This is a genomic window from Rahnella perminowiae, from assembly GCF_019049695.1.
Taxonomy (GTDB): domain Bacteria; phylum Pseudomonadota; class Gammaproteobacteria; order Enterobacterales; family Enterobacteriaceae; genus Rahnella; species Rahnella perminowiae.
Genome location: NZ_JAFMOT010000169.1, coordinates 1 through 12860, shown reverse-complemented (window position 1 = coordinate 12860; position 12860 = coordinate 1). Strand labels below are relative to the sequence as shown.

General features: G+C 46.9%; 10 protein-coding genes and 2 pseudogenes. 6 read left to right on the top strand and 6 right to left on the bottom strand.

Features of this window, described 5'->3' with window-relative positions:
- Positions 1 to 304: 304 nt before the first annotated feature.
- Both J1781_RS08835 and dapC read right to left on the bottom strand, forming a co-directional pair.
- Positions 305 to 1618 (bottom strand): pectate lyase family protein, encoded by a 1314-nt coding sequence (locus tag J1781_RS08835; RefSeq protein ID WP_238483501.1) that lies wholly within the window; start codon positions 1616 to 1618, stop codon positions 305 to 307.
- Between the two features lie 128 nt (positions 1619 to 1746).
- Positions 1747 to 2961, bottom strand: a complete 1215-nt coding sequence (gene dapC / locus J1781_RS08830; protein WP_118665742.1) for a succinyldiaminopimelate transaminase — start codon at positions 2959 to 2961, stop codon at positions 1747 to 1749.
- A 573-nt stretch (positions 2962 to 3534) separates the two neighbouring features.
- On the opposite strand from dapC, the gene J1781_RS08825 reads away from it, so the two are divergent.
- From J1781_RS08825 to J1781_RS08810, 4 genes are all read left to right on the top strand, one after another.
- Positions 3535 to 4320, top strand: a complete 786-nt coding sequence (locus tag J1781_RS08825; RefSeq protein ID WP_118663960.1) for a transporter substrate-binding domain-containing protein — start codon at positions 3535 to 3537, stop codon at positions 4318 to 4320.
- A gap of 208 nt (positions 4321 to 4528) precedes the next feature.
- Positions 4529 to 5875: a glycoside hydrolase family 28 protein gene (locus J1781_RS08820; protein WP_217147225.1), complete on the top strand. Its 1347-nt coding sequence runs from the start codon at positions 4529 to 4531 to the stop codon at positions 5873 to 5875.
- A gap of 243 nt (positions 5876 to 6118) precedes the next feature.
- Complete coding sequence (locus tag J1781_RS08815) at positions 6119 to 6619, top strand: GNAT family N-acetyltransferase (RefSeq protein ID WP_217138363.1); 501 nt, start codon at positions 6119 to 6121, stop codon at positions 6617 to 6619.
- A 439-nt stretch (positions 6620 to 7058) separates the two neighbouring features.
- Positions 7059 to 7946, top strand: a complete 888-nt coding sequence (locus tag J1781_RS08810; RefSeq protein ID WP_217233456.1) for an ATP-grasp fold amidoligase family protein — start codon at positions 7059 to 7061, stop codon at positions 7944 to 7946.
- 43 nt (positions 7947 to 7989) lie between these two features.
- Here the strand turns inward: J1781_RS08810 and J1781_RS08805 are convergent.
- The 3 genes and pseudogenes from J1781_RS08805 to J1781_RS26485 all read right to left on the bottom strand — a co-directional run.
- Positions 7990 to 8340, bottom strand: a pseudogene (locus J1781_RS08805) (IS3 family transposase); the annotation flags it as partial.
- Between the two features lie 129 nt (positions 8341 to 8469).
- Complete coding sequence (locus J1781_RS08800; RefSeq protein WP_217138362.1) at positions 8470 to 9336, bottom strand: NmrA family NAD(P)-binding protein; 867 nt, start codon at positions 9334 to 9336, stop codon at positions 8470 to 8472.
- 71 nt (positions 9337 to 9407) lie between these two features.
- Positions 9408 to 9605 (bottom strand): twin-arginine translocation signal domain-containing protein, encoded by a 198-nt coding sequence (locus tag J1781_RS26485; RefSeq protein ID WP_118663968.1) that lies wholly within the window; start codon positions 9603 to 9605, stop codon positions 9408 to 9410.
- Between the two features lie 122 nt (positions 9606 to 9727).
- Between J1781_RS26485 and J1781_RS08790 the strand changes: the two genes are divergently transcribed.
- Positions 9728 to 10642 (top strand): LysR family transcriptional regulator, encoded by a 915-nt coding sequence (locus J1781_RS08790; RefSeq protein WP_331252974.1) that lies wholly within the window; start codon positions 9728 to 9730, stop codon positions 10640 to 10642.
- 555 nt (positions 10643 to 11197) lie between these two features.
- Positions 11198 to 11694, top strand: a pseudogene (locus J1781_RS08785) (transposase).
- A 683-nt stretch (positions 11695 to 12377) separates the two neighbouring features.
- Here the strand turns inward: J1781_RS08785 and J1781_RS08780 are convergent.
- Positions 12378 to 12518, bottom strand: a complete 141-nt coding sequence (locus J1781_RS08780) for a hypothetical protein (protein ID WP_217233455.1) — start codon at positions 12516 to 12518, stop codon at positions 12378 to 12380.
- Between the last annotated feature and the right edge of the window lie 342 nt (positions 12519 to 12860).

Sequence of the window (12860 nt, the reverse complement as noted above, 5' to 3'; positions counted from 1 at the left end):
CACTGCGCGGCGGGAAAGTCACTTTCGGGGGAGATTCCTGCATTTTAATCAGCCAATTTCCAAGGTGCCATACGAAGATCGGATTGGTGGGCGGACACAAGTAAACGCGCATTCCGAAAACCGGAAGGTGTGCCATCCGGCAGGCCAATCTGACATTTCACCTGACCGGGAAGTCTCCGCGCGAGTAATACAGAATGCGTATTACTTCCGGCACGGATGTCCGCTGAAATAGATGAGCAAGAATGTTCAACAGTAAGCGTGACATTAGAGAAGACCTCTCATTTTAATATCTAAATTAATACCGCTAATCATAAGGGTGAGCCAGGTCAGCGTGCCCCGCACCGGCCTTGCGTGGTACATGTATCCTTGCAACATTGGCAAGCATCGGAGACACGAGGTATTGACGAGAGTATCTGAACGCCTGAAGTACCGAGATATCCTCCGGACGATAGTCGTCTCCGCTACGTGTTTGCAGATTAGTCACGCAATCTCTTCCCAAGTTGCTTAAACAGGCCTTGTCTGAGGAGTGTGATACCGGGTCAAAGAGTGCGAAAGCTACCTCAGGTTGCTGAACATCATTAAATAAGGGGTGAGAGACCTTTTCGAAATAGTTACCTTCAGCCAGCAGGTACGAAGAGGGGGTTCTTGACATGATTGCCCCCTGATAGGTGAGATTCACAAATACGTTGTTAACCAGTTGAGCGACGACGTCCGCATTCCCCATCCCGCCTGCGTGAGGGGCGCGGCCGGACGTATCATGTACATAATTTCGCGCTACAGTTAACGTGTCGTGGTGTCCAAGGAACAACCATACCCAGTAATGATGGCCGTCACAGGTCGATGAATAGGGGGTTCGGCCATCAAATTCATTATCTGATATCGTCACATGGGACGCCGATCCCCAGCCCGTGACGATCATTTGCCGGCCGATGCGGACGAACGTGTTGTGGTCAATCCACACGCCCTTCGCGTTATCAATTGTCAGGGCATCCCCTCCCCAGACGACGTGGGGGTTGATATCAGACAACGTGAGGTTGCGGACAATCACGTTGTGAACCCCGCCGCCAATGTAAAGCCCCATACCCTGGACCCCCGCATGGGAACCCAAACCAATAAGTGTTTTGTTTGAACCCACTTTGAGGCGCTGTAAACCGGCATTGTCGTAAGTCACTGAAAGCGGGGCTTTGGCGTGACAGAATTGGTTTGCGCCGTTGAGTGCCCACTGCCCACCGCCCCTGGGACAGACGTGGGCCATACACCCCAATTCGGTCGTTGTGGCTTTGCCGTGTAGCACGACGGTGCCACGAAAATCGAACGTACGGTCAAGGACGATGACCCGGGGGCTATCATCCGTGCAATTGCCCTGTTTGTCATAGGCAGCGCATAACGCGCTTTTAAGTTCATCCGTGGTGGTGGGCTTAACAGAGGCGGCGCTGCCTCCTCCCGTGACGCCTTTGGCAAAGCCGTCTGGAACATCAGTTGCGTGTGATACGGCCGGTGTCAGCCATGAAAGGGCCTGAAGAAGCAACGCAGCGCAAAAAGCCTGTAAATTCAAGCGATAGCGTCGGCCATATGACGGTCTGGATGAGGGAAAAATGCAAAAAAATGGGTTTTTCATACCGGTTCTTCTCTGACGTTTACGTACTGCGTGCCTGACGAGCCGACAGGCGTGAGGTAGGAGATATCCGGTGTATCGATGTCTTAGATGGATCAATAGCACCGGAGAGTTACCCCTTTACATGAGCGCTATAAAGCCGCTGACTCACGATGGATAGTCAAAAATTCCCTGATGCGTTTTGCCGCCTCCACGCACTCTGCGACAGGGGCAACAAGAGCCATCCGAATCCAGCCTGCGCCTGGATTGATTCCGTCAATGTCCCGAGAGAGATAGGAGCCCGGGATGACCGTAACGTGTGTCTGGCCGAAGAGTTGCCGGCAAAACGCCGCATCATCACCGGGAACCTTTGCCCAAAGATAGAAGCCTCCATCTGGTTTTTTCACTTTAAGAACGGGAGACAGGATTTCCAGCACTGCGTCGAACTTTTCCCGGTAAAGGGAGCGGTTGTCGCGAACATGTGCCTCATCACGCCAGGCGGCAACGCTGGCTAGCTGACTGTGTACCGGCATCGCGCAACCGTGGTATGTGCGATAAAGCAAAAATGCTTTAAGGATATCCGCATCGCCGGCCACAAACCCCGACCGAAGACCCGGCAGGTTCGAGCGCTTCGAAAGGCTATGAAAGACCACGCAGCGCTTGAAATCGCTCCGGCCCAGTTTAGCGCAGGCAGTGAGTAAGCCCGGAGGGGGCGTCAGCTCGTCAAAGTAAAGTTCGCTGTAGCATTCGTCGGCTGCGATAACGAAATCGTATTTATCGGCAAGGGCAATGAGTGATTTCAGCGTGTCGAGGGGGATAAGCGCGCCTGTAGGGTTGCCCGGGGAGCATAGGAAGATAATCTGGCAACGTGCCCAGATATCTGCTGAAACGGACCCAAAGTCAGGAATAAAATCGTTGATCTCAAGGCAGGGCAGATAATGTGGGGTAGCGCCCGCCAGGATCGCAGCGCCTTCGTATATCTGATAGAAAGGATTGGGGCTGACCACCAGCCCGCCGACATCCGGTTCAACAACGGCCTGAGTAAAAGCAAATAATGCTTCGCGCGTTCCATTCACCGGAAGAACGTGACGGGCTGGGTCAAGCCATCCCGCCGGGACGTCAAACCGCTGCTCACACCAGAAGACTATGGCCTCGCGCAATGCAGTAATACCTAAGGTTGCGGGATATACCGACATCTGATCGAGACTGGCCATAAGTACTTGTTTGACCAGCTCTGGTGCCGGATGTTTAGGCTCTCCTATGGAAAGAAATATCGGCGTGAATTTTTTATCGGGCTGAATGCCGGCCAGTAAGGCACGAAGTTTCTCGAACGGGTAAGGATGAAGTTGTTTCAGCGCAGGGTTCATATAGATCCATTCTCCAATGTTTACGAGTTGAAAAAATTCCGTGATGCAAACCACAAATCCTTCTCAAAGACCTCTTTGTATCAAGATCGTTCTTAATATCTGATTCGTCGAAGACTTCACAATGATCACAAAATCACCTCATTTTCCTTCAGAGTGCCAAATGTTCTCCCGTAGCTAAACACAAATGAAGGCCCCTGCTCTGGATAGAGTTAAATAATCCCTTACAGCCAATAATTCTTTTTATGTACATGTGAAATAAAAAAAATATGGCGTAAACCCTTGCTCCATCGGTGAGCGTGCACGTGGACTTTTTGCGAAGAATTGAAGCATGCCGCTATGCGGGATTTCGTAAAGGAGACATTAAAAAAGGACACGGACTGTTTTACATTTTGTAAAGAAATAGTCACTTAAAGTGATAATTGGTTGTGTAGATTATCTTTTGTCTGAGGTGTGAGGATGAAAGAGAAGATAACCGAAAGTCTCAGTAAGTCTTGTCTCAGGTTAAGACTTCAGGCAGGGATGTAAACACGCCTAATCTGGGGTGATTTTGAAATTCAAAGGGGAATTATTACCGTGTTAACTAAAAAAAATTGGTTTCGGGTTTTTGTTCTAGTGACCCTTTCACCTGTGGTTTTTGCAAGTCAGCCCGCACTGCGCTTCGGGGTTGATTTGACTTATCCACCTTTTCAGAGCACTGACAAAACAGGGCACCCTGCAGGATTCGAGATTGACGTGACGGACGCCCTTTGCAAATCAATCGATGCAAAATGCGACTACGTGATCAATACGTTCGATGCCCAGATCCCAGCGCTTCTGGCCAAAAAAATTGATGTTATTTCTCCACTTGGCGTAACGCCAAAAAGGATGAAAGCCATTGATTTTAGCAATTATGTCTTTCATGTTCCCACACAACTGGTAGCCCGAAAGTCCGCAAACCTCCTTCCCCAATCCGACGTTCTGAAGGGGAAGATCATTGCTGTCCAGCAGGGTTCCATCCAAGAGGCGTACGCCAACAAATACTGGCTCCAGGCTGGTGTCAACATTAAAAGTTATCCGGATCAGGATGCCATCTATCAGGATTTATATGCGGGTCGTGTGGATGGTGCACTGAGTCCATCAGTGGGCATTATGTTTGGCTTTTTACAAACGCCGGAGGGGAAGGATTTCGAACTTAAAGGTCCTGAGGTAACCGACGCTGATTTGTTCAGCGCGGGATCAGCGTACGGTATTCGTAAAAATGATGAACAAACTAGAAAGTTAATAAATCAGGGGCTACAAAACATCATAAAAAACGGCATGTATGAAAAGATAAAAAAACGCTACTTTGGTGATCTTGATTTAAGCGTAAAGAATGGTTAAGTATTGATAAGATAATGGTCATAATGTGGCAGGCATCGAATAATCCGTGTCCTCTGTTATCGTTTGCTTTTGTGGGAATTGTATTCCAAAAGAATAAATTCCTTTTTTTCGAAAATTATTCCTTCTAATTTATTTCAAATGGAAGTTATGGTTTTTTTTACCTCTACGCATAATATAACGTAAAGCAACAATTAAACTGGAGTGGTTCATGAAAATAAACTTATTTTCTTTATCTTTGAGTATTTCATTTTATTTGTTCAACTTTCCGCTTCATGCAGCAGCCATACGTTGTCTACCCCAAAATTGGGGAGCTCATCCTAATTCTAATTACACAGCCACGAAAGCTATTCAGCAGGCTATCGACAGTTGCTCTGCTGCCGGGGGCGGCATTGTCATGCTATCAAGTGGGGACTGGATTAGTGGGCCACTATTGCTTAAAAATGGAGTTAATTTACATCTATCTGCAGGCAGCCAATTATTGGCAAACTATGATGGCTCTGCCTTCAGCCCAGCTTTTATTTCGTATCCTGCTCATTTTGGAGAGGCTTTTATTCTTGCCAAAAAAGTCAACCATGTCAGCATCACCGGCCCAGGAATTATCGACGGGCAGGGACAAATTAAATGGTGGCCGTTGGCGACTAAGGCCCGTGAACATTTGAAACAGGGTGATACACGTTGGTTTGAAAAGCGCTACCCAGGGATACCTCCAGCAAACGGTATGCCGCGCCCCTGGCTCATTGAGTTTGATCATGTAAAACACGGTGATGTCAGCAATGTGGCCATAAAAAACTCTCCTATGTGGAATCTTGTGATCCGTAATAGTAAAAATATTCGCGTGAGTGATAGTACAATAAACAACCCTGCAAACTCGCCCAATACCGATGGTGTTGATATTGTTTCATCACAAAATGTCGTCCTGAAAAAGCTGGATATATCAACAGGTGATGATGATATATCCATTAAGTCAGGACTTACAAAACTGAGCGTAAATGGACAAACTAGTGGTGTTAATATTTCTGATATTCATGTTGAACATGGCCACGGTATTTCGATTGGCAGTGAAACGGCAAACCATATAACGCATATAAATATGAATAATTTATTCTTCACTGGCACACAAAATGGTGTTCGCATCAAGTCTGGTCGTGACCGTGGCTCATCAATCACGTTAATTGAGGTCAGTCACGTTGAAATGAAAGATGTTGACACTCCGCTGGTGATAACCGACAGCTACGGGGGGAACGGTGGATACTCTGAAAATAGTCTCGATCAATTAATCAAAGCACCTGTAACTGAAATGACTCCATGGATTAAAAATATTAAGATAGAACATGTTCATGCTATTGGCGCTAAATATGCAGGTATTATCAGCGGCCTTCCTGAGGCACCATTGCTTAATATTTTGTTAAGTTCAGTCGTCATAGAATCAGACCATGGACTCCAAAGTCGCTATGTTTTTGGTACACAGAAGTACGTTAGATTAGAATCAACGAAAGATGCTGCGCAAAGATTTGGGCCTGATTGTCATTGGGAAGGGGCTATACCTAGTGCATAATAAGTTAAATTTTCTAATAATATCCGCGCATGGCTATACTGGATAGTTGGTTATCGATTATGTTTAACTAATTTATTTTGTGAGTATGAAAAAGTATTACATAACATGACAAATTAGTGACGGAAGATGCTATTATCTAAATCCGATTTATAAAAAAGTCTGACATGTGATGAATATATTCACGAGAGACTCGATTTTTTATCGGAACGGGTTAATATTAAACATCAAACAATGGAACCTATCATGAATTCACTTGTTCGCCTGGCTAGATTGGAAGATGCTGAAGCAATCAGTCAGTTAGCAAGCCTTACTTTTCCAATGGCTTGCCCAATCAGCACACCGACTGATGATTTAAAGAGCTACATCGAAAGTCATTTGAACGTTGAGTGTTTTAAAAGTATTCTCAAATTATCCGAAAAAATAGTGCATGCAATTGATTTTAAAGATAAAATAATTGGTTATAGTATGCTCAGTCTTAGGCCTGAACCGCTCGGGATTTCTAAGGCTGATGGGATAGTGGAACTAACGCGTTGCTACGTTCTGGCCGAATTTCACGGTGTAGGTCATGCTAAAAGTCTCGTCAGTACAACACTTCAAAGCGTATCAGGTAGCGTGAGACTGCTGGTGAATGATGAGAACGAACGCGCTATCCATTTTTATAAACGTCTGGGATTTAGCCCAGTGGGAGAAACTTATTTTTATGTGGGGGAAGATAAGCATCGTGACCTTGTTATGGTAAATTAAAATAATTTCTCCCGGTACCTTTGGACAATATTAAGGAATGTGTAATTTAAAAAGCTCGTTAATTAGATTGTCTGGGAAAGCACTTATTTCGTCACTAAATGAGGTGTAGGAATATGCCACCCAGTACCTATGGTTTTATAATCATGAATATCCCAATATGGCACTGAATGGCTTTACGCCAATAAAGTATATTCAGCGCTTAACTAATCCTACTTATCAGACCGGTTAAAAATGGGGGTATGTCACTTAATTTAATGTAAATAAATATCATCCAACTCAGGTTTTATATTATTTTTCAACTGTAATCCTGGCTACCTAATATGTAGCGGGCTTCATTTTTTGTCTTATGTTAACGATACATTGTATTTTCCTTGACGAAATATTGATTCTCTTAGTTAATTATTATATGGAATATTTTGTTTGCCTCAGGGTTAGACTTATGAAATCATATAAATTGGCCTTAAAAAATTTAGAGTACAAACTGAAGTTAGTTCGTGCATTTTTTATCAGTGACTTACGCTACCGGAAGCGAAAGCATCAACAAGAGTTTCGCCGGGTGCCTGACTTTAAAAACCCTCAAAGCCTGAATGAGAAGATAAATAACAGGATGATTTTTGAAAGAGACCCTTTCTTTACGATGCTGGCGGATAAAATTGCAGTCCGGGAGTACGTGAAAAAAAAGATAGGAGACGATTATCTTGCCCCACTTCTGGGGTGCTACGAAAGAGCGGAATTGATTGATTTTAATGAGCTTCCTGAGCAGTTTGTGTTGAAGTGCAGTCATGACAGTGGCAGCGCGATTATCTGCAAAAATAAGCATCAGTTCGATGAGTGCGCCGCAAAGAAAAAGCTTAATGCCCACCTTAATAAGAATATGTATTATGTCACGCGTGAATGGCATTACAAAAACATAAAACCCTACATCATCTGTGAAAAATTTATCGATGTCTTCGTGGGTAACCCCTTACACCTGATTCCTGAAGTCTATCGCGTTCATTGTTTTTCAGGTAAAGCATACATTACCGAGGTTGATTTTACCGATGCGATGAATAATGAGTATGTCAATGTTTATGATCCGTGCTGGAAAATTCTTCCTCTCACCATGGGATATAATAACTCCCCGCATAAAATCGCCGAACCTGATTTTTATCGTCATATGATTGCCCTTGCTGAAAAGCTGTCGGAAGGTATTTCTTACTGTCGGGTGGATTTCATTGCCAATGCAAACCAAGTTTTTTTTAGTGAGATAACCCTCACGCCATGTAACGGAAGAATACAGATATCTCCGGTGTATTGGGACTATTTCTTGGGGGAGTTGTGGGTGTGATGTAAGCACACCTGTTTTAGTTCCACGCACTTTTTGAGACTTCCTCGATCGTCACGCATTCACGAATAAAATTATCGACTACAGTCAGGGCACGGATCCGGCGTCCGTTGAACAGATTATCAGCAACGAAATCCATGCTCCAGCACTGATCCACAGCGGTCACGGCCGGGCGGATACGCCTGTGCCTGGCCGTCACGTGCCGCCGCAGCAGGATATGGATCCGCTGCACGCCATAACGAATGCGGGTTTCTGCAATCTCCCGTATCCGCTGCGTGAGGGCCCGGTCATCGCGGCAGCTACGGTAGTGGTAGACCGTTCGGCTCTGCATCATCAGCCGGCATCCCCTGCGAACCCCGATGCGGTACGCCGCCAGCGGCAGGTATTCGACCGCCTCGCAGAACAAAGAAACGGTGTTAAATCTGGGCAAAATGCCTCAATAACTCGCGCCAAAACCAACATGAGGGATACTTAAACCCTGAGACTTTATGCTCTTCATGGGTACCTGCTTTTAAATGTAGAAATATTAATTTCCAGCTTTCAATAAACTGCGAAGCACCTCTTCCAGTTGCGTATCGCCGATAGCCCGCTCATCTTCACTCCCTTCGAAGCAAATCCAGCCTTCGTTAAAGCCATCGATCATCTGCATACGAGGCGAAGGAAATTGGTGCCCCTGCTCACGAAATAACGTTTCCCAGGCATGACGGGCAACGGCTTCGGCAACAACCGGGCGGCCTAAAATTTGCGAGAAGGCACTGGCAATATCATTTGGCGAGACGCGACATGGTCCCTCCAGCTCAACGACGCGTTTTCCAGTCCAGTTCTGCTGCAATAACGAGGCCGCTAACTTACCAACATCGGCGGTGGCTACCATCGGAACGGCTTTATCCAGAGGTTGTAAAAAACTTTGAATTACGCCTTTCTCGCTGGCAGAGACAACATCCAGGGCACAGTTCTCCATAAACCATCCTGGACGAAGAAACGCGACCGGCAGCTCCAGGCCGTTCAGCGCCTTTTCCATCAACGTGCGCTGAGTTAGCAGGTTAATCTGTAATGCCTGCGCGCCGATGGTAGAAAGGCATACGACTTTCTCTGGTTCAGCGCTACGAATAGCCTGGACAAGAGCATCGATGATACGGCATGCAACCGGAAACCCCGGCGCCGGGTCAAAATCTGAAGGAGGAAGGATGAACACCCCTTTCGCTTCTTTAAAAGCTTCAGCCAGAGCGCCAGCATCGTCCATCTCTGCAATCGCGACTTCACATCCAAGCGCCCGCCATTCCCCAGCTTTGGCGGCGCTACGCATGACGCCGCGAACGGGAAGATTCTTGCTCAGTAATGTGCGGGTAACAACGCCGCCCACTTTGCCGGTAATTCCAGTGATAACAAACATTTATTAATTTCCTTTTTCTGAAAGAACATCGGTCAAACGTTTTTAATGCCCGGTAGAGTTCACGTTCAAACTCACCGTAAAGCTTCACCACTGCATCGTCGTAAAAAGACAGCGTCTGGGTAAAAATCGCGCCGGACATGCGGCGATATTTCGAACCGATGGGAGGTGTTATCTGATGACCCTGGCTTAGTGGCTAAGCCTGTTAGCGCTGAACTTGCAATAATAGATGCGCCTTTGAGCAAATCCCGGCGAGACACGGCATGTGGCATGTGAAGGTTTCCTCAAAGCGGTCAGTCAGTGAGCGCGAGTATAAGGAAGATAATTTGTTGACAGAATGCTCAAGCACTCACCACATTAGTGACATAAAATCATCTATCAACAATCAGGAGAAATGATCATGAGCTTTGACGGGCGGCAATTGTCGAATATCAGCGTGCTGGCGGCGATTGTGCACAGCGGCAGCTTTGCCCGGGCAGCAGAATCTCTCAACATGTCTGCTTCAGGCGTAAGCAGGGCAGTCACCAGACTGGAAACCAGTATTGGTGTAAGGCTTTTTGACAGAACCACTCGTGCAGTTAAGCTGACTGATGAGGGCAGAAGGCTGTATGAAGAGATAAGCCCTCTGCTGGCGGGTATCAGTGATGCTATCAGTCTGACTTCAGGAGCTTCTACCGCCGTTACCGGGCGCCTGCGTGTGAATGTTGATCCTTTTTTTTCACGACACATTCTGGCTCCGGCTATTAATGCGTTTATGAAATCCTATCCGGGTATTTCAGTGGAAATTGTTGCGCGCGATCAGCTCGGGGATCTGGTCTCAGAAGGATTTGATATTGCTGTACGGTTTGGTAACCCGCCTGCGTCTTCTTTGATCGCCCGCAGATTACTTGAAGTGCCCACTAAAACTGTGGCGTCTCCGGAATATATCCAACTGCATGGCGAGCCTGAAACACCGGCGGATTTAATTCACCATTCCTGCATTCAAGTCAGAAGTTCAATGACCGGGCAGCCATTAGCATGGGAATACGCATTAAAGGGAAACGTTATTCCTGCCAAAATATCCAGCCGTCTGATGGTGAATGATTCTGGCACACTGATCGGGGCCTGTGTGGCTGGCGCGGGAATAGCACGAATTAAAGCCAGCGGCATTGAAGATCTCCTGGCCCAGGGGCGTCTGGTCGAGTTGCTTACTGGCTGGGAAAGCGAAAGTTTTCCACTTTATGCGTTATATCCGTCGCGGCGTCTTCCCCCCGCTAAGGTGAGAGCGTTTGTAGATTTTGTAAGTAGAATCTTAGAGCGCGGTATATAAGCTCAGGCGCGGCTGCGCTACTCGCCATTCAGCTTCAGGATGATATGTGGCACCGGCTGGCGCCTCATGCCGCTGCGCGGTATACAAAGGGCTGGCTGCGCACTGCTCGTCGGCCTTTTAAAACCATTCTCAGATGAACGTCAGCGTTGTGCCCAGGTTGTGTGAAAACCCTGACCAAAAACTGAAGTGCGCACGTCTACGCAAAATCTGGAATTGATCGACTGGTTAGTAGAGCCGAATTTTACGTATGAGCGCGGTTTTCAGCTCTGTTTTTGGCAGTTTCAGCGGCCAAAAAAGTTTTCACACAACCTGTGCCAGGAGCGGACGTTGCTAAGTCCGCAACGCATTAATTAGAGGGGGGCAGGTCAGCGGCACCTGCTCCCCATCGATTAATCCCCCACAGTGCTAGTGATGTCTTACAAACTTCCGAACTTCGCTCAAAACTGCCTGTCATGGCAGCTTAAAAAATAGGCTTAACGTAGGATATTTAATGAGATGGACACTCCCTCCTTCCCGGTACTACGCTGAGGATAGGCTTTCATTCGGAGAACTATCATGGAAAACATTGCGCTCATTGGTATCGATCTGGGTAAAAACTCTTTCCATATTCATTGCCAAGACCGTCGCGGGAAGGCTGTTTACCGTAAAAAATTTACCCGGCCAAAGTTGATCGAATTTTTGGCGACATGCCCCGCTACAACCATCGCAATGGAAGCCTGTGGCGGTTCTCACTTTATGGCACGCAAGTTGGAAGAGTTGGGGCATCTTCCTTTGCGGCGGCAACAGGGCTGGTACCTCGACAGTACAGCACGGGAGGTCGGACGACATTGCTGGGAATTAGTAAGCGAGGCAACAAAAAGATCCGAACTTTGTTGGTTCAATATGCCAGGGTATTCATACAAAAACTGGAGCACCAGTCTGGTAAATTGGCCGATTGGGTCAGAGATTTACTGTGCAGGAAAAGCAACTTTGTGGTCACTTGTGCTCTGGCAAACAAGCTGGCCAGAATAGCCTGGGCACTGACGGCACGACACCAAACTTATGAAGCATAACGGCAGAAATACACCGGTTTAACGAATCACTCATCTGGTTTTGCGAATACTGATATTGATGATACTAACGGCCCACCGGCCTGTTGAGGAACCTGTAAAACGGAAAGGCTCATTGAAGCCGTATATTTTCTAGAGGTTCGTCAGGCGCGGAACTCATCGAGGCGCGGGAATTAAATCCCATTCAGACGCCGGATAGATTCAAGGAAGCCAACTTATCGTCAAAATCGGTGTTGCAAAAACGGGAGTGACCATAGATTCCGTTTTCCAAGCGGGCCCCTTAATGGGCGTTTAGAAATAAAGGAAGCAAGTGCACAACTTATATACCCCTGTATTTAAAGATGAAAATGTATGTATTAGCCTTGTTGAGGATGTTAGGACTTTACATTCCTGGTTGGAACAAAATGGATATATTAAAGGCGATGTAGCTACAGAAAAATTCACTCTGATTAAAAATCTTCATTTTTAGATTAAAAAAATGCGTCACGGAACCAGTAGAGACAAAATTGCCGCCAGGATAGGCGGCTTCGCGAATGTCGTTCATCGACTAAGGTTATGGGCAGAATGCACTAATGCAGACGAAAAAGGCTGCTTGCTAACACATTCTTTTTTGTATTATTTATTCGAGGCAGCAGTACCCATACCTGGGCCTCCGTCGTGGCCACCATTTGCCCCGCCTTTTCCTCCTAGTCCACCATCTCCTCCTCCCCAACCGGCATCACCACCACGTCCCCCATTACCCGTGCCATCACCATTACCACCATCACCCCCATTGCCTCCACCGTCAGAACCCTCCCCACCATTACCGCCATTTCCATTAGAACCATCCCCGGCGTTACCTCCATCGCCGCCGCCCCCGCCGTCAGAGCCATTGCCACCATCTCCACCATCCCCATCATCAGCAAGCGCAAGATGCGTAGAGGATATAAATAATAATGGCCCTAGTGAGTATTCAATTATACCAAGAGCTGGGCGAATAAACGCGGAAACGAAAAGTAAAGGTAAAGCCATAATGGTCTTGTTTTTCATAAAGTTATCCTCATAAATATTACATCATTTCTGTTTTATCAAGCTTGGTTGCCGCCATCTCCACCATCCCCGCCGGAAGAATTGTTTCCGCTACCCCCATCCCCGCCATCACCACCGTCTGCGCTGCCATTTTGTCCGGT

Excerpts from the sequence above, each read along its gene's own strand:
- J1781_RS08820 (WP_217147225.1), top strand. The coding sequence starts at position 4,529 with ATGAAAATAAACTTATTTTCTTTATCTTTGAGTATTTCATTTTATTTG.
- J1781_RS08800 (WP_217138362.1), bottom strand. The coding sequence starts at position 9,336 with ATGTTTGTTATCACTGGAATTACCGGCAAAGTGGGCGGCGTTGTTACC.
- J1781_RS08780 (WP_217233455.1), bottom strand. The coding sequence starts at position 12,518 with ATGGTTCTAATGGAAATGGCGGTAATGGTGGGGAGGGTTCTGACGGTG.
- J1781_RS26485 (WP_118663968.1), bottom strand. The coding sequence starts at position 9,605 with ATGCCACATGCCGTGTCTCGCCGGGATTTGCTCAAAGGCGCATCTATT.
- J1781_RS08835 (WP_238483501.1), bottom strand. The coding sequence starts at position 1,618 with ATGAAAAACCCATTTTTTTGCATTTTTCCCTCATCCAGACCGTCATAT.
- dapC (WP_118665742.1), bottom strand. The coding sequence starts at position 2,961 with ATGAACCCTGCGCTGAAACAACTTCATCCTTACCCGTTCGAGAAACTT.
- J1781_RS08790 (WP_331252974.1), top strand. The coding sequence starts at position 9,728 with ATGATCATGAGCTTTGACGGGCGGCAATTGTCGAATATCAGCGTGCTG.
- J1781_RS08815 (WP_217138363.1), top strand. The coding sequence starts at position 6,119 with ATGAATTCACTTGTTCGCCTGGCTAGATTGGAAGATGCTGAAGCAATC.
- J1781_RS08810 (WP_217233456.1), top strand. The coding sequence starts at position 7,059 with ATGAAATCATATAAATTGGCCTTAAAAAATTTAGAGTACAAACTGAAG.